23 protein-coding genes are annotated in these 22116 nt (G+C 55.9%); 8 read left to right on the forward strand and 15 right to left on the reverse strand.

What is annotated here, in order from left to right; translation table 11 throughout:
- Window positions 1-46: 46 nt before the first annotated feature.
- The 3 genes from JT31_RS09315 to JT31_RS09325 form a co-directional block, all read right to left on the reverse strand.
- Window positions 47-1477, reverse strand: coding sequence for a 6-phospho-beta-glucosidase (locus JT31_RS09315; RefSeq protein WP_038475924.1), 1431 nt, complete (start codon window positions 1475-1477; stop codon window positions 47-49).
- A gap of 10 nt (window positions 1478-1487) precedes the next feature.
- Window positions 1488-2381 carry a beta-glucoside kinase BglK gene (gene bglK / locus JT31_RS09320; protein ID WP_038475926.1) on the reverse strand — a complete coding sequence of 298 codons (894 nt, stop codon included), beginning with the start codon at window positions 2379-2381 and terminating at the stop codon, window positions 1488-1490.
- A 192-nt stretch (window positions 2382-2573) separates the two neighbouring features.
- Window positions 2574-3317: a GntR family transcriptional regulator gene (locus JT31_RS09325; protein WP_052048991.1), complete on the reverse strand. Its 744-nt coding sequence runs from the start codon at window positions 3315-3317 to the stop codon at window positions 2574-2576.
- Between the two features lie 196 nt (window positions 3318-3513).
- Here JT31_RS09325 and JT31_RS09330 point away from each other — a divergent pair, with 196 nt between their 5' ends.
- From JT31_RS09330 to JT31_RS09340, 3 genes are all read left to right on the forward strand, one after another.
- A complete protein-coding gene (locus JT31_RS09330; RefSeq protein WP_038475928.1) occupies window positions 3514-3828 on the forward strand; it encodes a PTS sugar transporter subunit IIB in 315 nt (104 codons plus the stop codon).
- A gap of 133 nt (window positions 3829-3961) precedes the next feature.
- The gene (locus JT31_RS09335) at window positions 3962-5284 is read left to right on the forward strand and encodes a PTS sugar transporter subunit IIC (protein WP_038475930.1); all 1323 of its coding nucleotides are present in this window, start codon (window positions 3962-3964) and stop codon (window positions 5282-5284) included.
- Window positions 5285-5373: 89 nt separating this feature from the next.
- Window positions 5374-7047, forward strand: a complete 1674-nt coding sequence (locus tag JT31_RS09340; protein WP_038475932.1) for a carbohydrate porin — start codon at window positions 5374-5376, stop codon at window positions 7045-7047.
- A 57-nt stretch (window positions 7048-7104) separates the two neighbouring features.
- On the opposite strand, the gene JT31_RS09345 is transcribed toward JT31_RS09340, so the two are convergent.
- Complete coding sequence (locus tag JT31_RS09345) at window positions 7105-7689, reverse strand: histidine phosphatase family protein (protein WP_038482978.1); 585 nt, start codon at window positions 7687-7689, stop codon at window positions 7105-7107.
- A 221-nt stretch (window positions 7690-7910) separates the two neighbouring features.
- Here JT31_RS09345 and JT31_RS09350 point away from each other — a divergent pair, with 221 nt between their 5' ends.
- From JT31_RS09350 to JT31_RS09370, 5 genes are all read left to right on the forward strand, one after another.
- Window positions 7911-9005, forward strand: a complete 1095-nt coding sequence (locus tag JT31_RS09350) for an adenosylhomocysteinase (RefSeq protein ID WP_038475934.1) — start codon at window positions 7911-7913, stop codon at window positions 9003-9005.
- A 123-nt stretch (window positions 9006-9128) separates the two neighbouring features.
- A complete protein-coding gene (locus tag JT31_RS09355) occupies window positions 9129-9719 on the forward strand; it encodes a cytochrome b (RefSeq protein ID WP_200882457.1) in 591 nt (196 codons plus the stop codon).
- A gap of 16 nt (window positions 9720-9735) precedes the next feature.
- Window positions 9736-10272: a tetratricopeptide repeat protein gene (locus JT31_RS09360; RefSeq protein WP_038475936.1), complete on the forward strand. Its 537-nt coding sequence runs from the start codon at window positions 9736-9738 to the stop codon at window positions 10270-10272.
- Window positions 10250-10798 carry an RNA polymerase sigma factor gene (locus JT31_RS09365; protein WP_038475938.1) on the forward strand — a complete coding sequence of 183 codons (549 nt, stop codon included), beginning with the start codon at window positions 10250-10252 and terminating at the stop codon, window positions 10796-10798. The genes JT31_RS09360 and JT31_RS09365 overlap by 23 nt, the downstream gene beginning before the upstream one ends.
- The gene (locus JT31_RS09370; protein ID WP_038475940.1) at window positions 10795-11592 is read left to right on the forward strand and encodes an anti-sigma factor family protein; all 798 of its coding nucleotides are present in this window, start codon (window positions 10795-10797) and stop codon (window positions 11590-11592) included. Before JT31_RS09365 ends, JT31_RS09370 begins: the two co-directional genes overlap by 4 nt.
- Before the next feature lie 11 nt (window positions 11593-11603).
- Here JT31_RS09370 and uxuR read toward each other — a convergent pair whose 3' ends face one another.
- The 11 genes from uxuR to citC all read right to left on the reverse strand — a co-directional run bounded on the left by uxuR (window position 11604) and on the right by citC (window position 22115).
- Window positions 11604-12380, reverse strand: a complete 777-nt coding sequence (gene uxuR / locus JT31_RS09375; RefSeq protein ID WP_038475942.1) for a Uxu operon transcriptional regulator — start codon at window positions 12378-12380, stop codon at window positions 11604-11606.
- A gap of 74 nt (window positions 12381-12454) precedes the next feature.
- Window positions 12455-13639, reverse strand: coding sequence for a mannonate dehydratase (gene uxuA / locus JT31_RS09380; protein ID WP_038475945.1), 1185 nt, complete (start codon window positions 13637-13639; stop codon window positions 12455-12457).
- 257 nt (window positions 13640-13896) lie between these two features.
- The gene (gene cspA / locus JT31_RS09385; RefSeq protein ID WP_038475948.1) at window positions 13897-14109 is read right to left on the reverse strand and encodes an RNA chaperone/antiterminator CspA; all 213 of its coding nucleotides are present in this window, start codon (window positions 14107-14109) and stop codon (window positions 13897-13899) included.
- 387 nt (window positions 14110-14496) lie between these two features.
- Window positions 14497-15456, reverse strand: a complete 960-nt coding sequence (locus JT31_RS09390; RefSeq protein ID WP_038472527.1) for an IS110 family transposase — start codon at window positions 15454-15456, stop codon at window positions 14497-14499.
- Between the two features lie 404 nt (window positions 15457-15860).
- Entirely contained in the window at window positions 15861-16892 is a 1032-nt protein-coding gene (locus JT31_RS09395; protein ID WP_038475951.1) for an NADP-dependent oxidoreductase, read from the reverse strand.
- 86 nt (window positions 16893-16978) lie between these two features.
- A complete protein-coding gene (gene citG, locus JT31_RS09400; RefSeq protein ID WP_038475954.1) occupies window positions 16979-17824 on the reverse strand; it encodes a triphosphoribosyl-dephospho-CoA synthase CitG in 846 nt (281 codons plus the stop codon).
- The gene (gene citX / locus JT31_RS09405) at window positions 17802-18341 is read right to left on the reverse strand and encodes a citrate lyase holo-[acyl-carrier protein] synthase (protein WP_038475957.1); all 540 of its coding nucleotides are present in this window, start codon (window positions 18339-18341) and stop codon (window positions 17802-17804) included. Before citX ends, citG begins: the two co-directional genes overlap by 23 nt.
- A 5-nt stretch (window positions 18342-18346) precedes the next feature.
- Entirely contained in the window at window positions 18347-19870 is a 1524-nt protein-coding gene (gene citF / locus JT31_RS09410) for a citrate lyase subunit alpha (RefSeq protein WP_038475960.1), read from the reverse strand.
- Between the two features lie 11 nt (window positions 19871-19881).
- On the reverse strand, window positions 19882-20757 hold the full coding sequence (gene citE, locus JT31_RS09415; RefSeq protein WP_038475963.1) for a citrate (pro-3S)-lyase subunit beta: 876 nt from the start codon (window positions 20755-20757) through the stop codon (window positions 19882-19884).
- The gene (gene citD, locus JT31_RS09420; RefSeq protein ID WP_038475966.1) at window positions 20754-21047 is read right to left on the reverse strand and encodes a citrate lyase acyl carrier protein; all 294 of its coding nucleotides are present in this window, start codon (window positions 21045-21047) and stop codon (window positions 20754-20756) included. Before citD ends, citE begins: the two co-directional genes overlap by 4 nt.
- 24 nt (window positions 21048-21071) lie before the next feature.
- The gene (citC, locus tag JT31_RS09425; RefSeq protein ID WP_038475969.1) at window positions 21072-22115 is read right to left on the reverse strand and encodes a [citrate (pro-3S)-lyase] ligase; all 1044 of its coding nucleotides are present in this window, start codon (window positions 22113-22115) and stop codon (window positions 21072-21074) included.
- Between the last annotated feature and the right edge of the window lies 1 nt (window position 22116).

Consider the following 22116-nt stretch of genomic DNA (forward strand, 5'->3'; position numbering starts at 1 on the left):
ACGCTGGTTTTTAAGCCAGCGTTCATTCAGTTAACCACGAGTATTATCAGAGCTTTTCGCCGTTGCTCTCAATTACGTCCTTATACCATTTGAAGGACTTCTTGCGGCTGCGGCTCAGGCTACCGCGGCCTTCGTTGTCTTTATCAACATAGATAAAGCCGTAGCGTTTTTTCATCTCGCCCGTTCCGGCGGACACCAGGTCGATACAGCCCCACGGGGTGTAGCCCATCAGGTCAACGCCGTCTTCAACCACCGCTTTTTTCATTTCCGCGACGTGAGCAGACAAATAGTCGATGCGGTACTGGTCATCAACAAATCCGTCATCCTGCGCAACGTCAATCGCGCCGAAGCCGTTTTCCACGATGAACAGCGGCAGCTGATAGTGGTCCCAGAACCAGTTCAGGGAGTAACGCAGGCCCACCGGATCAATCTGCCAGCCCCAGTCGGACTTCTGCACGTACGGGTTAGAGACCAGGCTCTTCGATTCGTCGTAGTCAAACTGCGGGTTATCGGCGCTGGCTTTGGTGGCAAACGACATGTAGTAGCTGAAACCGATGTAATCGACGCAGCCTTCGGCAAGCGCGGCCAGATCTTCGTCGGTGATATCCAGCTCAAAACCACGGCGCTCGAAGTAGTTCAGCAGGTGCTGCGGATACTTGCCGCGCACGTGCACGTCGGTGAACCAGTAGCGGCGGTGCATCGCGTTCATCGCCATCATCATGTCGCCCGGCGCACAGGTCAGCGGGTAGATTGGGCACATGGCAATCATGCAGCCTACCTGCAGCGCTGGGTTGATTTCACGAGCGGCGCGAACCGCCAGGGCGCTGGCAACCAGCTCATAGTGAGACGCCTGGTACATCACCGGCTCACGGTCTTCGCCCGGCTGATACTTGAGGCCCGAGTTGGTGAACGGCGCGAAATCTTCGTGGTAGTTGGCCTGGTTATTGATCTCGTTAAAGGTCATCCAGTACTTCACTTTATGCTGGTAGCGGGTGAAGACCACTTTTGAGAAGCGCAGGAAGAAATCAATCAGCTTACGATTGCGCCAGCCGCCGTACTCGGTCACCAGGTGATAAGGCATTTCGAAGTGCGACAGCGTAATCACCGGCTCGATGCCGTGCTTCAGGCACTCGTCGAACAGGTCGTCGTAGAACTGCAGGCCAGCTTCGTTCGGCTCCAGCTCGTCACCCAGCGGGAAAATACGCGTCCAGGCGATGGAGGTGCGGAAGCATTTGAAGCCCATCTCGGCAAACAGCTGGATGTCTTCTTTATAGCGGTGGTAGAAATCGATCGCTTCATGGTTGGGGTAATTTTTACCCTGCAGCACGCCGTCGGTAATTTCACGCGGGACGCCGTGGGCGCCGGCCGTCATCACATCGGCAACGCTAATGCCTTTGCCGCCTTCCTTCCAGCCGCCTTCCAATTGATGCGCCGCAACCGCGCCGCCCCACAGAAAACCTTCTTTAAATCCAGACATATTCTCTCCCTTAATTAGAGATCGCATGCTGCGACCGATAGTGCTGATTAAAATGGTAGACCGCGCCAATGAGTCCGGCATCGTTGCCGTGGCTGACGGTGTCGATATAGTCGTCGATGGTGAACCAGGCCAGGTGTTCGCGCAGTAGTTCGAGGAAGCCTGGGCGTTCCACAATGCCGCCGCCGAGCAGGATTTTTTCCGGGTCGAATAGATTGACGAGGTTATAAAGGCCGGTGCCGAGATCGTTGAAGAACGCGGTCACCATGCGCTGGCAGGCCACGTCGCCCGCATCAAAGCGGTCGAAAATCTCTTCTCCACTGACTTCTTCAAGCGGCTTACCGACGTACTCAGCGTAGTCTTTGCGTAAGGTTCTCAGCGTGCAGGTATCGTTCATCGTGTAACGGCGAACATCGCGCGGGCCTGGGCGCTCGGTCAGCATGTAGCCAAACTCTCCCGCCCGGAAGCGTGCGCCGTGTACCAGCTGGTTATTACAGAAAATTGCGCCGCCGATGCCGGTGCCAATGGTGAGCACAAGAAAATTGCTCATCTCTGCCGCTTTGCCCTGCCAGCGTTCGGCCAGCAGTACGCAGTTGGCGTCGTTTTCGATGGCGACGGGCAGCTGCGTACGTTCTTCCAGCCACTCTTTGATGGCGAAATTGTCAAACCAGCGGATGGCGCCGCCCATTTCGATAAATCCGGTATGCGGGTTCACATAGCCAGGCGCGCTGATCGCCACGCCTTCGCAGCCGGGGTGAGCGGTAATCCACGCCAGAATAGCCTGTAAGATTTGCTCGCCGTCGCTGTCGTTAATCGTCTCTTTGCCCTTGGCCAGGATCTCGCCCTGTGAGCTGACGATCCCCATTTTTAAGGCGGTACCACCGATATCAAATGCGGCGATATTCATACGTTACTTTCTCCCAGCTATTCTCGCGATGGCGTATTTCTTGCCGACAATGATTCAAAGCTTAATCAATCGAAAGCCTGTCAGGCAAGCAGGGAGAAAACACGAATTGAACAACTTTTGAACCTGTTTAAATGCATTATTTACATAGAGTTAACCGCATTTTTAACAGTACTCGGGGAACAGGTTTATTTATCAGATGATTAATGAACCTCTTTTTTGCGCAGAACTGTGACCCGCCTTACGCGGTAGATAATACTTCACCTGAAATTCAAACACGTTGGTGTAGAGGATAGAGTAATCAATAGGACTGTGAGTCTCGTCAACCGACTGAGTTTCCATACGAATAATCGGATCGCGCACGCTGATATGCAGTAATTTAGCAATGTCGGCCGGCGGCAGCAGCGGCTGGAATGACTCATAGCAGCCATGAATTTCTACGCCACACTCATCCTCGATGTAGGAAAATTTCGATCGTTTCATGTGATTAACCGTCAGATCTGGAAAACGGTTCACCGACAGCCAGGTTTCCTCCACCTGCATCGGGACATTGTCGATATGGCGCAGCCTTTTGGCGTAATACACCGGCTCGCCGATGGCCAGCTGCAGGCGGCTGGCTATCTCCTCGGAGGCTTGCTGTAGCTCAAATCTCAGCACCTGGCTGGAGGGTTTTTTACCTTCACTTTTAGCAATTTCCGTAAAGCTATCCAGGTGAGTAACCGAGGCCTGAAAGTGCTTGTTTCTCACGTAGGTACCGGAGCCGTGCCTGCGCTCGATCAGAGATTCATCTTCCAGCACCCTCAGGGCTTTGCGCAGCGTATTGCGCGACACGTTGTAGAATTCAGCCAGCTCTTTTTCGGACGGGAGGCTGTCGCCGATATTGCAGGTTGGGCTACTGATTCGGCTTTTTAGTAAGTTAACAACATCTTTATAAACCACTTTTGAACCTCCTTAATTCATTTAAAAACAATCAATTACTATCTCATTAATGCCGAAAGTTCAACACAGGTTCATTTTCATTCTGTTTTTTGCACCACTCGGTGGTCACTAACTGTGATCGAAATGGCAGATGAATAAATTGATATTCATTAAGTTAGCCGCTGACTGATTATCGACAAAATAGTTAAGGGTAAAAATGAAGAACATATTATTGGTTTGCGCGGCAGGGATGTCCACCAGCATGCTGGTTAAAAGAATGCAGGATCACGCTGCAGCGGGAAATATTTCGGTCAATATTAACGCACTGGCGATTGCTGAAGCGAAAGAAAGAATAAAGAAAAATGAAGCGGATGTGGTCCTGCTGGGCCCTCAGGTTCGTTTCCAAAAAAGTGAAATCGAGGAAATTGCTCAGGGAAAAATTCCTGTGTCGGTAATTGATATGAAGCATTATGGGCAAATGGACGGAAAGTCCGTTCTGGATACTGCGTTAACTCTGCTTGGCGGCCATTAATTCTTTCTGGTCGAAATAATAACTCGCTGATTAATTGATTAGGTTTATCGTCACGCCTCCTGGTTAGAGGAAGGTTTTTTATCGATAAATTTAAATCACCAGTCAATATCTCTCTAATTATAAAGGGCGCATCATGAGTATAATGAATGCCTTTGAACGCGGTATGGAAAAACTTCTTGTTCCTATTGCGATTAAATTAAACTCTCAGATACACGTCTCGGCCATCCGTGATGCTTTTATTTTGTCGTTCCCGATCGTCATGGCCAGTTCGCTGATCGTGCTGATTAACTTTGCCATTCTTTCTCCGGATGGTTTTATTGCCTCACTGCTTCATCTTGGAACTCTGTTTCCTAATTTAGCCGAAGCTCAAAATATATTCTCCCCGGTGATGAACGGGTCGGTGAATATTATGTCGATCATGATAGCCTTCCTGGTCGCCCGTAATATCGCCATCAGCTATCAACAGGATGACCTGCTGTGCGGCCTGACCGCCATCGGCGCGTTCTTTGTGGTCTATACCCCGTATCAAATGATGGGTGGGCAGTCGTATCTGACGACCCAGTACCTGGGGCCTCAGGGACTGTTTGTGGCGGTGATTGTGGCCCTGATTACCGGGGAAATTTTCTGCCGCCTGGCGCGCAACCCGAAAATTACCATCACCATGCCGGACGCCGTACCGCCGGCGGTAGCCCGCTCCTTTAAAGTACTGATTCCTATCTTCTTCGTGATGATTTTCTTCTCGGTGCTGAACTACTGCCTGACGAAAATCTCCCCTAACGGCCTGAACGAGCTGATTTATACCCTGATTCAGGCGCCGCTGAAAAACATGGGCACCAATATCGTCGCGGTGCTGGTGCTTGGCCTGGTCACCAACTTCCTGTGGGTGCTGGGTATTCACGGGCCGAACACCACGGCGGCTATTCGCGAGACTATTTTCTCCGAAGCTAACCTCGAAAACCTCTCGTTCGCCGCTTCCAACGGTTCAACGTGGGGCGCGCCATACCCTATCACCTGGGGGAGCATCAACGACGCCTTCGCCAACTACGGCGGCTCGGGGATGACGCTTGGCCTGCTGCTGGCTATTTTTATCGCCTCCCGCCGCGCCGACTACCGCGACCTGGCAAAAATGGCCTTCGTGCCCGGCCTGTTTAACATCAACGAACCGGTGATTTTTGGCCTGCCGATCGTCCTGAACCCGATTCTGATCATTCCATTCATTATGGTGCCTTTCGTGAACTCTCTGGTGGGCTACACCTTTGTCACGCTGGAGATTATTCCGCCGATTGCCTACGCCGTACCGTGGACGACGCCGGGGCCGCTCATTGCCTTCTTCGGCACCGGGGGGAACTGGATGGCGCTGATTGTCGGGCTGCTATGCCTGGCCATCTCCACGCTAATTTATTTACCGTTCGTCATTGCCGCCAATAAGGTAAATGCAGCGCAGGCGGCGCAGTAATAAATAAACCGATGATAGCAATTTAATTTTCACCCGCCTCCGGCTATTCAAGCCGGAGGCAAATAATAATTATACTTCTGGGACATTCTATGAATTCAAGTTTATTGAAGGTTAGCTTATTGTCTTCATCCATCCTTCTGGCGTTATCCTCAACCAGCGTAATGGCGGCAAAATTAACGGTTGAGCAGCGTCTGGAATTGCTTGAAAGACAATTATCAGAAAACAAATCAGAATTAAATAAAACGCAGAAAGAGTTAGCCGTATATAAAGATAAGGTCGCTCAACTGCAGCCAACCGGCAACAACGTTCAGTCCACGACGGCGCAGGTTAACCCGACGGTCTATTCTCCGGTAGCCGACAACATCGAGAATGAAAATAATCATCTCGACACCAAATCGCCGCCAACGCCGGTTAAAGGCACGCAGAAAGTGGCCGTTGTAAATAATGAAGGCGGAAAAACCAGCGTACAAAACGTCACCCTGAAAGACATCAGCAAATACATTAAAGACGATATTGGCTTTAGCTACGAAGGTTACTTCCGCTCCGGCTGGGCGGCGGCAAACCACGGGTCAGCGCAAACCTACGCCGCCGGGTCACTCGGGCGTTTTGGGAACGAGATGAGCGGCTGGTTCGACTTAACGCTGAACCAACGCGTCTACAACCAGGACGGCAAAACTGCCAACGCCATCGTGACCTACGATGGTAACGTCGGCGAGCAGTATAACGACGCCTGGTTTGGCGATAACAACGGCAACGAAAATATCATGCAGTTCAGCGATATTTTCCTGACCACCAGAGGTTTCCTGCCGTTTGCGCCGGAAGCTGACTTCTGGGTGGGTAAACACAAGCTGCCAGAATACGAAATCCAGATGCTCGACTGGAAGTCATTAACGACCCAGGTGGCCGCCGCCGTGGGGATCCAGAACTGGAACCTTGGCGTGGGCCAGCTTGACGCCTCTCTCAGCCGTAATGACGTCGACGTTTATTCCCGCGACTTCAGCCACACCACGCAGATGAACACCAACTCGGTTGACCTGCGCTACCGCAACATTCCGCTGTGGGAAAAAGGCTCGCTGTCTCTGATGGGCAAATACGCCTTTGCCAATAAAACCGACGACCAGAAAGACAACGAAAATAACGGCTCCTTCTTTAAGCTGAAGGATACCTGGATGGCGACGGCCATTGTGCGTCAGGATCTGCCGCGTGACACCTTCAACGAGTTCACCCTGCAGGTGGCCAATAACTCTTATGCCAGCAGCTTCGCGAACTTCTCGGGGGCCAGCAACTCAATGGCACCGGGCCGTTATTACTATGGCGACCAGACTGACGGCGTGGCCTGGCGTCTGATTTCCCAGGGCGAAATGTACCTCGCGGACAGAATCATCATGGCGAACGCGCTGGTTTACTCCCAGGGTAGCGATGTCTACAGCTATGAGAGCGGCGCCCACAGCGACTTCAGCAGCATTCGGGCCGTTATTCGCCCGGCGTGGATTTGGGATACCTGGAACCAGACCGGCCTGGAGCTGAGCTGGTTTACCCAGAAAAACAAAACCGAGCAGGGCGTGAACCTGAAAGAGTCTGGCTACAAAACCACGCTCTATCACGCTCTGAAGGTTGGCCCGAGCCTGCTCGGCTCGCGTCCTGAGATTCGTTTCTACGGCACATACCTGAATATCCTGGATAACGAGCTGTCTGACTTCCGCTTTAACGAGAACAGCAAAAACGAGTTTATGGCAGGCGTTCAGGCCGAAGTGTGGTGGTAATCCACTTGCGCTAAACGCATAAAAAACCCGTCTGCCAAGACGGGTTTTCTTTTTTATTCAGCTTGCGCCCGCGCAGCTGTCCGGCACGTTGTTCAGCCCTTCCGCGCCGTGGGTGAAAGATTTAAATCGCTTTTGATCGTCCAGTTTGATGATGTATAGCGAATCAAAATCGCTGCCCGGCCACTTCGGCACCACGGCAGGATCGCCGCCGGTTTCCTTCACCAGCTTTTGCGCCGCCACCACCAGGTTTTTGTGCTCCCAGGAGACAAACGTCAGGCGACCGCTGCTTTGGGTTTTCAATAAATCATCCGCCAGTTCGTCCGTCTGCCCGGCGTGGTAGTGCAGGTCGATAGCCTGAGAAACTCGGATGGCGGTCGGCGTGATGGTGGTTAACGGGCGCAGCGAGCTGCCGGTTTTGTTCTCTTTCGGCGCGGAGGCGTAAATAGCATCCGGCTTGCCGTACTGGCTTAACAGAACCGAAGGCAGCTGTAATGCGCGGTTCAGCCCTTTGCAGGTCAGCTGTCCGCTATTGTTAGCCGGTTTCTCGCCGTGGCGCAGGAACACTATGGTGCTGTCGGCCTTCGCTATCATCGGGGTCAACAAGGCACTGCTCAGCAACACAACAAGCGCTTTTTTGATCATGTTTTTCTCGTTTTTATCAGGGGATGAAGCTTCTACTATAGAGAAGAAATCGAGGGAAAAAACAAAACATTGGTAAGCAGAAATCACACTTGCCCCGCCAGCTTCATCGGTTAACAACCGCCCGCCATTTTGCTATTCTGATGCCCCTTAACACGATGATATATTCTATAAAAATCAGTAAAAACAATTAATAAGGAAAAGCCGTGAGTACCCAGAGCGAGATGTTTAACAAAGAGATTGCGTGGTCTACCCGTCACATGGTTCGTACCCTTAAGCAGGTTCAGTCGCTGCCAGACTTAAGCCACGTCCGTATCGCCTGCAACATGCATCTCGACCTGAAAATGATCCCGCTGGTTGAAGGCCTGCTGAAGAAAAATGCCCAGGTCTTCCTCACCACCTGCAACCCAACCACCGTGCAGGATGACGTTGTCGCTTACCTGGTCGCCGCCGGAGCGGAAGCCTGCGCATGGCGCAATATGAGCGACGCCGACTGGCGCAACTCGTGGGAAAAAGCGATAGCCTGGCGCCCAACCCACCTGTGCGAAATGGGCGCGGACATCACCACGCTGCTGCATCAACGCGGCGAATTTGGTGACGTGGTTGCCTGCCTGGAAGCCACCGGCTCCGGCGTCAACCGCCTCGCCGATCTTCGCCCCGGCTACCCGATTTTTAACTGGGACGATCTGCCGGTAAAAGAAGGGCTTCACAACCGCCATATGGTCGGCCTCACCGCGTGGCAGACCTTCTTCCAGACCACTCACCTTACCCTGCACGAAAAGAAAGTGCTGGTGATTGGCTATGGCCTGGTGGGCCAGGGCGTTGCCGCCGCCGCCAAAGCCTACGGAGGCCAGGTAATGGTTGCCGAATTAGACCCGGCTCGCCGCCTGCAGGCCGCCTACGACGGCTGGCACGTGGTTGATATTCATGACGTGATTGCCACCACCGACGTGGTCGCCACCGCAACCGGCGCGAAAAAAGTCGTCAGCGCAGCGGTACTGGATAACGCCAAAGATGGCGTGTTCGTGCTAAACGTCGGCCATGTTGCGGAAGAGATCGACTGCGGCTACCTGCAGCAATACCCGACCGAAGAAGTGATGCCGTTTATCAACGCCTACCAGCTGAACGGCAAGACGCTTTACCTGATGGCGAACGGTTCAATGCTCAACCTGACCGCCGGCTTCGGTGACAGCCTGAACGCCTTCGACGTGACGCTGGCCGTGATGGCGAGCGGCATCAAACATATCGTGACCGACGGCCAGCACGCTGAAAAAGCGGTTTATTTGCTGCCGCAGTCCGTGTGGGAAAAAGCGCTGTAAGCTGCCCTCCAGCCCTTATTAAGTCAGGCCTCTTTCGGGGGCCTGACTTTTTTTTCATCCTCGCCGAATAAAATCTCCGCCCCGATTGTTTACTCCTTACCAGACCCTGAAGAAGAGACAATCATGAGCTATCTGCCCACCGAAACCCGGCTGCCCCGCAAGCGCTACGACGCCTTTAGCATGGCCCTGCACTGGGTCACCGCTTTCAGCGTGATATTCCTGTTCGCCAGCGCGCATATATGGGAAGTCCTTGAGCGCGGCACGCCGCTGCGCAAAGGTCTGCAATCGCTACACATTTCATTTGGCATCCTGCTTGGTGCGGTGATTTTAGTCCGGCTGGTCTGGCGCATCAGCGCCGCTTTCTCCCCCTCCAGAAAGCTGGAAAAAGTGCCGATGCCGGGTGCGTTTCGCATCGCCGCCCACGCCACGCACGGCGTGCTCTACATCCTGCTGCTGACGCAGGCCATGCTTGGCTTCCTGTTCCGCTGGGCGCAGGGCGAGCCTTTCTGGTTCTTCAACCTCTTTGAAGTCCCGGACGTGTTTAACGTCGATCCGACGCTGCGCCATACCCTGGCAATGCTGCACAACAACGTGGCCTGGGCGCTGATCCTGCTGGCGGGTGCGCACGCCGCCGCCGCCCTGCTCCACCACTATGTTTTGCGTGACGGCACGCTGCGCCGCATGCTTCCCGCCTGCAAAGGCAACTCTCGTTAACCTACAGGACGACACCATGAACATGCCTTCAAGCCGTAAACTGCTGCCTTTGCTGTGCCTGATTGCCAGCGGGCTTTTCTACTCCGCCGCCGCCAGCGCCATGGGCGACGATGATTCCAAAACGCCGGACTGCCCGAAAGGCCAGGTGTATGACAGCAAAACCAAAACTTGTTCCGTGGAAAAGAGCAGTATGTTAAGCGACGGCGATAAGACGCAGTACGCTTATCATCTGGCAAAATCTGGCCGTTATCAGGATGCGTTAAACCTGCTGGATACCCTGCAGCAGCCCAACACGCGTGAAGCCTGGAACTACCGCGGCTACGCCACAAGAAAACTGGGGCGCACCGACGAAGGGATCGGCTATTATCAGCGTTCTATCGCCCTGGATCCGCACTACGCCAAAGTGCGTGAGTACCTCGGCGAAGCCTGGATGATTAAAGGGCGCCCGGACCTGGCGAAGGCCCAACTAGCCACCATTAAAACGCTCTGCGGAACCGGCTGCGAGGAGTATCGCGATTTGAAAGCCGCCATTGACGGGCACCCGGAGTCCTAAGTTTGAGGACGTAAAAATCACCGTCAACGAAGTTCGTTTACAGCTGGGACAGCACCTTGCCCGCCTCTGGCGCTACGGTATGGTGCTGTCCCGCAATCGCGATGTGGCTGAAGATTTGGTTCAGTCCACCTGCGTGCGCGCTCTGGAGCGCTGCAGTCAATTTCAGTCCGGCACCCGCATCGACCGCTGGCTGTTTGCGATTTTGTACTCTATCTGGATCAATGAAATTCGCGCCCTGCGTGTTCGCCAGGGCCAGGGCTTTGTCGACAGAGACGAACTGAGCCAGCTTGCGGACAGCGAAAGCACCGAAGACAAACATCAGTACCACGCGCTGCTGCTGCAGGTCAGCGAGCTTCCCGAAGCGCAGCGCAACACCGTGTTTTTGGTTTATGTCGAAGGTTTCACCTATCAGGAAGCGGCCGATACGCTGGCCATTCCCATTGGCACCGTGATGAGCCGCCTGGCCGCCGCACGCCTGACGCTCGCCAAACACCTGATGCCGACGATGAAGAAGGAGCTCAAATGACGCGTCAATCCTTCTCCGCTCCGTGGAGCGATGAGGCTATCGTGGCCTGGCTGGACGGTGAGATGCGCGATGACGAACGCCGCGCCTTTGACCAACAGCTTAATGACGATGCCGATCTGGCCGCTCGCGTTGAACGATTAATGCAAAGTAACCAGCCCTGGGAACAGGCTTTTGCGCCTCTGCTGGAGGAAGCGCCGGTCAGCCGCATGGAGCAAAAGTTGAATGTCCTGCTTCATCAGCCGGTGAACGTGAAGCCGCAGGCGAAAGGCGTCAGCCGCCGCAGCCTGATAGCCGCTTCGCTGAGTTTTCTCGCCGTCGGCGTGCTGGCCGGGCGCTTTATTCGCCCTGGTGAACAAAAGCTCAGCGGCGAGCCGGAAATTCGCGACCTCATTGCGCAGTACATGTCGCTCTACAGCGCCGAAACGCTGGCCGACATCAACGTCACGCCCCAAGGTCTGCAAAGCGGCCTGAACCGTATGCAGCAGGATATCGGCCTGACGCTCACTCAGGCGGCCGTTGAGATCCCTGAAGCAGAGCTAAAAAGCGTGAGAATGCTGCGTTACGACAGCACCTCCATCGCGCAGATGGCTTATCTGCACGCCAGCTTTGGGCCGATGGCGCTGTGCATTTCCCGCAGCAAAACGAGCGACAGTACAGCGCTGAAGCATGAAGTCCGCCGCGGGCTAAACCTGGTCTGGTGGCGCAGCAAGGGGTATGAATATGTGCTGACAGGCCGTAATCCGCAGCAGGATTTACAGCAAAGCGGGAAGCTGCTGCAACAGCGGCTCGTGTGAAGCTGGCGGGGTTAACGCCCAGGCTCGTTCAGCGGCCAGGATTCAAAAAGGTAGCCGTCAAAATTAATATCGTCGATATCGGACAGCTCCAGCAGCCGATTTTTGACGTTTTCCAGATGCTGCCACATCGCATGTTTCGCGGCTTTGGCGTCTTTCTTGATCAGCGCCGCAAGGATTTGTTTATGGTCGGCAAGCCACTCCTGCCGATAGTGGTTGTTCTCCAGATGGCTGTGCAGCTGGATCCACATCGGGTTATTTTCACGCCACTGCCAGGATTGTTTGAACAATTCCACCAGCATGCTGTTGTGGGTGGCCTCGGCCACGGCAAGGTGGAACTGCCTGTCGCCGCTTTCGTTCCCGCCGGAAACCAGCTCCTGCTCTTGTATCTGCAATGCCTGGCGCATTTTCAGGATATCTTCCCGGGTCGCCTGCTGAGCGGCGAACTCGGCGATATTGCTTTCCAGCAGCTGGCGCGCCTGCAGTAGCTCGAACGGCCCGGCATCGTTGCACTGGCTCACCGGCGCGTTAACCGTCTGATGGGGCATAGCAACGACAAAAATACCCGCACCACGGCGGACTTCCACCAGCCCTTCAATCTCCAGCATGATCAGCGCTTCGCGCACTACGGTGCGGCTAACCGCCAGCAACGCCGCGATTTCACGCTCCGGCGGAAGACGGTCCCCCAGGGCATACTGCTGCCGCGCAATCATGTCTCGCAGCATCACGCCAACTTCCTGATAAGGCCGCTGCGGCTGCGCGGAAGGTTTGTCCTGGATTTGCTGTTTCATCTTTACTCACGGCAGGTAGGGAATGAGCCGGACTATAGCATAACTGGTTGACCCATTCCCTGGCCCGGCGAGTGCTATTTACCAAAGAACGCGCGCTGAATCGCCATCTCAACGCCGCGCACTTCCGCCAGCCCTTTCAGGCGACCAATCGCAGAATAGCCTGGATTCACCTTTTTATTCAGGTCATCCAGCATTTGATGGCCGTGATCCGGGCGCATAGGAATCAGCTCGCGCTGCCCGTTCGCCTCGCGACGCTGCTCTTCCTCGACGATCGCTTTCACCACTGCATACATATCCACATCGCCGTAGAGGTGCGCGGCTTCATGGAACGTCTTCGGATTATCTTCCCGCAGCGTCGAGCGCAGGTGCGTGAAGTAGATTCGAGGCCCAAAGCGTTTAATCATCCCGACCAGATCGTTATCTTCCCGCACGCCGTAGGAGCCGGTGCACATCGTAAAGCCGTTTGCCGGGCTGTTGACCGCATCCACCATCCACTGCATATCCTCCACGGTAGAAACAATGCGCGGCAGGCCAAGGATTGGGCGCGGAGGATCGTCCGGGTGCACCGCCATTTTAATTCCCATCTGCTCGGCGACGGGGATGATGGCCTCAAGGAAGTACGCAAAATTTTCGCGCAGCTTCGCTTTGTCGATGTCTTTGTAGGTGTCCAGTTGGGCGCGGAACTGGTCGAGCGTGTAGCCTTCTTCTGCCCCGGGCAGGCCAGCGATGATGTTGCGGGTCAGCCGCGCCTTCTCGCCATCACGCATTTCCGCGAAGCGAAGGTTTGCCTGCTCGATTTCTTCCGCGCTGTAATCGGCCTCTGCCCCTTTGCGCTTCAGAATATGCAGCTCAAAAGCGGCGAACTCGATTTGGTCAAAGCGCAGCGCTTTAGAACCATCCGGTAGCGGGTATTCAAGGTCGGTTCGCGTCCAGTCCAGCACCGGCATAAAGTTGTAGCACACGGTGTAGATACCGCATTCAGCCAGATTGCGCAGGCTTTGGCGGTAATTCTCTATCCATAAATCATATTGCCCACGGTGGGTTTTGATCTCTTCATGGATAGGTACGCTTTCCACCACCGACCAGACCAGCCCGGCGGCCTCCACCACGGCTTTACGTTTCTGTATCTCTTCGACAGGCCAGACTTCACCGTTGGGAATGTGGTGCAGCGCGGTGACGATGCCCGTCGCCCCCGCCTGCCGGGCATCGGCCAGAGTGACCGGATCGTTTGGACCATACCAGCGCCAGGTTTGCTTCATGATGTCCCCTTACAGCTCAAATTGGTTGACCAATAAATATTTTTGATTAAGCGCCGTTACTTATGCGCCCGATGGCATCTAAGTTCAGCCGATTTGAGTTGTGTGTCAATCTACATGCGACAATTGGTTAACCAAAATCACAATTTAACACACAGCATTGCGAGGGTATGGGCAAAAGCTATAGGACATCTCTAAACTGCAGGCACAAAAAAACCCGCCGTAGCGGGTTTTTTTCACTTCTGAAACGTCAGGCTGAATTACAGCGCAACAACGTTAGCAGCAGCTGGGCCTTTAGCGCCGTTCTCGATAGAGAACTCAACTTTCTGACCTTCGTCGAGGGTTTTGAAGTTATCGCTCTGGATTGCAGAGAAGTGTACGAATACATCTTTGCTGCCATCGGTAGGAGAGATGAAGCCGAAACCTTTCTCAGCGTTGAACCATTTTACCAAACCAGTCATTTTGTTAGACATAGATATTACCTTTTCGTTTTCTTGAGCCACTAAACGCGGCGAACATGGTCTGTTCAGCAGAGTTGGACTTATTCGGGCACTTAGGAGGAGACTCGAGAAGAAGGGATATCTAAGATAGCGCTTGAACTGAGGACTGCTTTACTAAAACTGCTTTCATAAGGTCTGTGTTCCAAACCGGGTGCTAATCTCTCACGTCCGAAGTGATTTAGCAAGGGTTAAGAATAAATAAAAAAAATTCTCATTTAAGGAGACGATTTAAGCCGGAACCGTGCCTCGCTTCTTATTTTTACCCTAACCCTCTCCCTGGAAGGGAGAGGGAATAAATATTGTTTCCCGTAACTTTTGTTTTCTCCCTCGCCCCTTTGGGGAGAGATACCGTCTTGTCGGTTATCCGGCAAGCGGTATTTCAGCGTTAAATTCACGCCCTGATTTCACCACCCCATAAGCCAGCTGTAGCAGCTTTCTCATTCCTGCACACACGCGTTCTTTGCCTGTCTTCCCCCTGCTCGCCATCCGGGTCATCAGGTCTTTCACCACTTCATTACATCTTCCCGCCACTACCGTAGGCATATACAGCACGCTACGCAGCTCACGGCTCCCCACTTTTGACAACCTGCTCTTTCCCTTCCACATCCCGGACTCACAACGTCGTGGGTTCAGCCCTGCATAAGCCACCAGAGCCTTACTGCTCCTGAACCGCCTCAGGTTTCCCGCGAAGGCCAGAAGACTCGTACTCAGCACATCTCCCACTCCCGGGATACTCTCCAGCAGCGCTTTGTCTTTTCTCAGGTCCGGGTCATCATCAATGTGCTGTCTGATTTTCTTTTTGGTTTCTTTTATCAGTTCATCCAGCGTGGCGATGTGCTCTTTTAACGAGCCAGTGATGACCTCATCTGCGGCCTCCAGCCTGTTCTCTTCCATCTGACGCATCTCTTCAAGATTTTTAAGATGCCGCACCAGCGCGGTCAGCTGTCGCTGGCTGAGAGGAGCCGGATGCCATTGGGCTGGCTGATACAGGGCACAATACCGTGCTATCAGGGCGGCATCGCTTTTATCCGTTTTGTTTCGGGTCAGTTCGGTGTTACTGAAGGCATGAATGCGGGCAGGGTTTTCCAGGCTGACGCGATAGCCGCCATCGGACAATGCCGTGGCGAGTTCCGTGCTGTAGCTGCCCGTCGCTTCCATACAGACATGACAGTCCCCAAAGCGGGTCAGCCAGTGAATAAACTCACGACATCCCGCAGGCGTGTTAGCAAACTTTTTAGTTTTGTATTTCTGACCAGGCAGCAGGACAGCGACATCAAATTTTAGCTTAGCAATATCAACGCCGACAGAAGTGAGGGTCATCTGATTCTCCGTAACCTTATGAATAATATCGCCAGACCATCCTTATATGTGGGTGCTCAGAGGCACAGGATACCGTTCGGTCTTGAGGCGACAGGGAATAAGGTTGCCGGGGCATAATCTCTCCCACGGGCTCGGAAGCACCAGGGCCAGGGGATGCTCACCGGCAACCTCCCGATGATCAGTCGGGGATCTTCCCCGCACTGGCGGGGAAGTTCAAGACATAAGGGCTGGGGTGAGGGGAAGATTTGTTCCCGGCTCTCATCGCCCCCGGTTACGACCCCGACTGTTTGGGTGATAGCCGGTGGGTTTACCGCTTTAGCGGCGATGAGCTCGCCGGGCGCCGGGGCTGTTACGGGGCTAAAGATATATCCCGACACTCAATATACTGACGATGAGCCTAAACCCTATTCCGCCACCTTCACGATCAACTTGCCAAAGTTCTTCCCGGACAGCAGCCCCTGGAACGCCTCCACGGTATTCTCCAGGCCGTCCACGATATCTTCACGGAACTCAATCTCTCCGGCGGCGATCCACGCGCTCATCTGCTTAAAGAACTCCTCGTAGCGGTGGCTGTAATCCTGGCTGATGATAAACCCTTCCACGCGCATGCGTTTTTTCAGAATGGTTGCCATCAGCTCAGGCAGACGATCGTGCTCAAACGCGCTGCTGCCGCCGTTGTACTGGCTAATCATGCCGCAAACAGGGATACGCGCTTTGGTATTCAGCAGCGGGAAGACCGCGTCAAACACCGCGCCGCCGACGTTTTCAAAATAGACGTCGATGCCGTTGGGGCAGGCTTTGGCCAGCTGTGCAGCAAAATCGCTGGCGCGGTGATCGAGGCACTCATCAAACTTCAGGGTCTCTTTTACATAGCGACATTTATCTTCACCACCCGCAATGCCGATGATCTTAGCGCCGCGCAGGCGAGCCGTTTGCCCCACGATGGAGCCCACTGCGCCGCTGGCGGCAGCTACAACTACGGTTTCACCCGGCTGCGGGTTACCGATATCGGTCAGCCCCATGTAGCCGGTAAAGCCCGGCATGCCGAGCAGCCCCAGCGCCCAGGAAGGGTGAGACATGTTTTTATCCAGCTTCCGCAGGCCTTCCCCATTTGAAATCGAATAGTCCTGCCAGCCAGAATCAGCCAGCACCAGGTCACCCGGCTGATAATCAGGATGCTGCGAGCTTTCCACCCGGCTAACGGTGCCGCCGACGATGACTTCACCGATGCCAATCGGCGCCGAGTAGGATTTAGCGTCGCTCATGCGCCCGCGCATATACGGGTCGAGGGACAGGAAAAGCGTGCGCAGCAGCACCTCGCCTTTACCGGGGGTTGGAACAGTCACTTCTTCCAGATGGAGATCTTCGCGGGTCGGCATTCCCTGCGGGCGCTTAGCCAGCACAAAACGACGGTTTTTATCTGCGGTCTGGGCCATGAGGTACTCCTTTTATTTTCCAGAGTGAAAACCTCAGACTAGACAAAAAACCGCGGCATTAGCATGAAATTCGTGCTGGATAGCCGTTACGCCGCAATTTCCGCTAAAACAGCGCTGACCGCCAGCAGATCCGCGCTTCCGCCGGGGCTAAGATTACGGCCGATAAGGTCGGCGTCCATTTGCCGGAGATCGTCCTCGTGCCAGCCCTGTTGCAGCAAGCGCGCGGCATAGCGTTGCACATAGCGCAGCCCGGCCAGCCCGCCGCGTGAAACCAGGTTAGTGTCCGGGTTAGCGGCCATCAGGCGCAGCATCGCATTAAGCCGGCGACGTTTCGGGCAACTCTCAGTCTGCCAGTAAGGCAGCACGTGCTGGCGCACCGTCAGGAATCCGCTTTCCGCCTCGCCGCGTGCGCCGGTCAGGCCAAACTGCTGATAGAGCCTTTCACCAACCGACGAAGCCTTACGGGCCACGACCAGCTCTCTTTCCACGAGTCCGCTGCATATCTCGCTCACGCTGGCACATAAAGCCGATGCGGTGAGCGCTTTGCCTTGCCCCTGCAGTCGGCCGGCGGCGGTTGAAAGCAGCCCCAGCGAAAACACGCCGCCTTTGTGCGTATTCACCCCTTGGGTGGCCTGGTACATTGCCTGCTCGCAGGCGATGCCCGCCGGACGGATCAGCCGCAGCATCTCGCAGGCTCCGCGCCCCGCATGTTCACGCCCCAGAGCGTGGAACGTGCTGAACCAGGGGCCAATGGCGGTGATGCTGTCGAGAAACATCGGCAGATCCATATCGCGGTGCGAGCCGCTGTTGGCGCCGTCCACCAGCCCCGGCTTTGGCGTCAACCAAACTTCGTCCAGCAGCGCCTGCCGCACCAGACCTGGCACATCCGGTGCGGCGGCAGAAGCTGGGTTAATCCCTGGAAAACCAGCCATCTATCAGCCTCTCAACGCGCGCGGTGACTTCATCCATGGGGTGGCGGCGAGAACGCGCGCAGGCATGCGCGGGCTCGTTGCACACCAGGCAGCGCCGCCCCGACAGGTCCAGCGAGGTTCGCCCCACCGGGCCATTTTGCGGGCAAATCACGTCCGCATCCCACAGCCTGCCGAGCGGATGGGTTTGCTCCAGCTCGACCGTGGCTGCTTTAAGCTCGCTGGCGGAGTGCGCCACGCTCCACATCGCTTCGGCGCCGGTCGGCAGCCACAGCACCCGCCGCTCGAGAACCGGCCAGCGATAGCGCCACAGCAGCTGGTCACAGGCCTGCAGCGCCACCGCCATGCAGTTACGATAGCGAATGCTGTCTTTCAGCGGGCCCGGCGTTACCAGCGTCAGGGAAAGCACCGGCTGGCTATGCTTAAGCAGCCACTCGTGCTGCCGGTTCGCCCGTCGCTCTTTGGCCTCAAGCAGGGCGGCAAGGGTAACGCCCTGCACCTCCAGAAGCGTTTCACTCATTTGGCTTACTCCTCTTTTACCTGGCGCACCACGTCGATCACGCTGCCGTCGCGGTAGCGGATCACACCGACGATGCGCGGCGTAAATTCGATCGGCTTCGGTTCGCCGGTCAGGGAAATGGCGCGCTGATAAAGATCTTCGATGTTGACGATCTTCATCCCCGCGCTTTCAAGCCGCTCGCGGATCTCCGGGCGGGCCGGGTTAACCGCCACGCCGTGATCCGTCACCAGCACGTCAATGCTTTCACCCGGCGTGACTTGCGTGGTCACCCGTTTGACGACGGTCGGAATTCGGGTCCGCAGCAGCGGAGCAACCACAATCGTCAGGTTTGCCGCGCTCGCCACGTCGCAGTGCCCGCCGGATGCGCCACGCATCACGCCGTCCGATCCGGTTATCACATTGACGTTAAAGTCGATGTCGATCTCCAGCGCGCTGAGGATCACCACGTCAAGCTGGTCGCAGCTCGTGGCCTTCGCGCCGGGGTTGGCGTAGACGTTGGTGGAGATCTCAATGTGGTTAGGATTGCGCGACAGCGAGGCCGCCGCCTGACCGTCAAAACACTGGGTATCAAGCAGTTTTTCGATCAGCCCTTTTTCGTGGAGATCCACCAGGCTGCCGGTGATCCCGCCGAGGGCAAAGCGTGCCACCACGCCGTTGCGCTCCATTTTTTCCTCCATAAAGCGCGTGCAGGCGGTGGCCGCCGCCCCGGAGCCGGTCTGCATGGAAAAGCCGTGGCGGAAGTAACCCGAATGTTCAATGACTTCGGCTGCGGTACGGGCAATCATCAGCTCGCGCGGGTTGCTGGTGACGCGCGCCGCCCCGACGCTGATTTTGGCCGGGTCACCCACGGTATCGACCTGAACGATGTAGTCCACCTCGTCCTGCATCAGGCTGGCGGGCATGTTGGGGAACGGCACCAGTTCTTCGGTTAACAGCACGACCTTGCGGGCAAAATGGGCGTCCACTTTGGCGTAGCCCAGCGATCCACAGCAGGATTTACCGTGGGTACCGTTGGCGTTGCCGTATTCATCGCTGCACGGCACGCCGAGAAACGCCACGTCGATTTTCAGCTCGCCGTCCTGCAGCAGCTTCACGCGCCCGCCGTGGGAGTGAATCTGTACCGGTTCGGCCATCAGGCCGTGAGAAATAGCTTCAGCCAGTTTGCCGCGCATGCCGGAGGTGTAAATACGGCTAATCACGCCGTCGCGAATGGGTTCGATCAGCGCCTCGTTGCAGGTCATTAGCGAACTTGAAGCCAGCGTCAGGTTTTTAAAACCAAGGCGGGCCAGCGTGGCAACCACGTGATTAATCACCCGATCGCCTTCCCGGAAAGCATGATGGAAGGAGATAGTCATGCCGTCTTTCAGCCCGCTTTGGGCAATCGCCTGCTCCAGCGTGTCGCAAAGCTTGCGGGTTTTCTTCGCTTCGGCATCCGCCAGCCACGGCGTGGTTTGATGTGCCCCGTCAAAGCTTCGCAGGCGAGAAAGGTGCGGGTACTCAAGGTGTAAAAGTTCGGTCATATTGCTCATTGTTTTTATCCTTAGCGACGCACGCCGGAAGCAGTGGCGCGCTCAAGCACCACCTGCGCATGGTTAATGATTGGCGCGTCGATCATCTTGCCGTTGAGCGACACCACGCCCAGGCCGTTGCGCTCCCCTTCATCGGCGGCGGCAATGACCCGGCGGGCATAGTCGACTTCGTCCTGCGTTGGCGCGTACGCGTTATGCAGCAGCTCGATCTGTCGGGGGTTGATCAACGATTTGCCGTTGAAGCCCATTTTGCGGATCAGCTCGACTTCCCGCAGGAACCCGGCTTCGTTATTCACGTCAGACCAAACCACATCGAATGCGTCAATCCCGGCGGCGCGTGCGGCATGAAGTACCGCACAGCGGGCATAGAACAGCTCCGTGCCATCGCCTCGCTCAGTTTGCATATCCATCACGTAATCAAAGGCCGCCAGCGCAATGCCGATAAGACGCGGGGAAGAACGTGCGATGGCAACGGCGTTGATCACGCCCACGGCGGATTCAATCGCTGCCACGAGTTTGGTGGAGCCAGGCTCGCGCCCGCACGCTTTCTCAATGCGTTCGAGGTGAGACTCCAGCAGGAAGATGTCTTCCGGCGTGTCGGTTTTAGGCAGGCGCACCACGTCCACACCTGCGCGCACCACGGCCTCAAGATCGTCCAGGCCAAACGGTGTATTCAACGGATTAATGCGAACCACGGTTTCAATGTCCCGGTACATCGGGTGTTGCAGGGCGTGGAACACCAGCACGCGGGCGGTATCTTTCTCACGCAGCGCCACGGCATCTTCCAGGTCGAACATGATCGAGTCCGGGCGGTAGATAAAGGCGGTGGAAAGCATGGCGGCGTTGGCGCCGGGGAGGAACAGCATGCTGCGACGGAGTTTTTTCATTGTAGTTTTTCCCAGTCAATTTTTTCGGCATCGGCGGCGCGCAGCACCGCGCTTTGCAAACGGGCGCGAATCACGCAGTCCAGCGCGCCTTTGTCTTCCAGAATAAAAATCCCTTCTTTCACGCCGAGCTGGGCAAGGGTTTGCTCCGCCACCCGGCGAATCTGGGCGCCAAACTGCTTTTGTACTTCGCTGTGGATCATCAGGCTGAACTCGCCTTCAGCGGGGGCCACTCTCACCAGCAGATCGCTGGACTCCAGCGTCCCGGCTAAGGCTTGCTTTACGATTCTCATAAGGCTTTGTCCTGGTTAAAGAAATCAGGCCATATCCAGCGCGTAGTGCCGCTGAAGATGGCTAAAGGTACTGTCCGGGACAATTTCCCGGATGCGGGCCATTTGCTGGCTCTTGAGTAAGGCACGGACTTCAGAGGCGGAAATCTCTCGTCCGGCGGCATGGCATTTACGCGGCAGCTCGACCACCTGAATCGACGCCGCGCTGTGGTGGCGATGCACCTCCAGCCAGTAGCGCATGGCCTGGTTGTACTCGCGGGTGACGGCGCAGAACGGCTCGTTGCCGACAAACCGGTGGGTCACGCCCAGCGCCGGAGCGACGTAGTCACGGAAAATCATCAGGTCCATTGCGCTCCAGGTTTTGTCGATAAGCCCGCTCTCTTTCAGGAAATAACCCGGAAAGGTGGCGCGGGAGATCAGGTAGTCAGAGCCGGGATGCACAATCACGTTGGGTAAGTGAGCCACTCCCTGGCGAACCATCTCCCACCGCTCCTCGAACGGAAAAAATGAAGCGTCCTCACGGACCACAAACAGATGCAGCCAGTCGCAGCGCGCCGCCGCCTGTTCGGCCAGGTAGCGGTGGCCGAGGGTGAACGGGTTGGCGTTCATCACGATGGAGCCGATCCGATTTCCCGGTTTGCGCAATTTCTCCAGCCCGGCGCAGTAGCGGCTGATGCCCACGGGAGTGTTTTCCATCAGCACCGCAGCCTCGTCGACCTGCACCAGCGGCCAGAAACCGCTCTGGCGAAACCGGTCAAGGTTGTACGGGCGGGTAAACAGGAACAGATGCGCCTGCCCGCGTTCCATCGCGATATGCTGGATTTCCCCCAGCAGCCGCACGCTGAGGTTATCCCCGCGCCAGGCTTCATCCACCGCCACGCACTTGATGGTGCGCCACGCCAGCCCCACACAGCCGACGATCTTTGCCCCGGCAAGGGCGACGACGAACAGCTCAATGTCGCCGTCCAGCCCGAGCTGGTTACGCCCCAGCAGATCCCGTATGGCCGCCAGCGCCTGCGGCTGGCGCTGCGGATCGACGGTACTGAACTCGATAGGGTTGGACTGGAACATA

This window comes from Cedecea neteri, assembly GCF_000757825.1.
GTDB lineage: Bacteria > Pseudomonadota > Gammaproteobacteria > Enterobacterales > Enterobacteriaceae > Cedecea > Cedecea selenatireducens.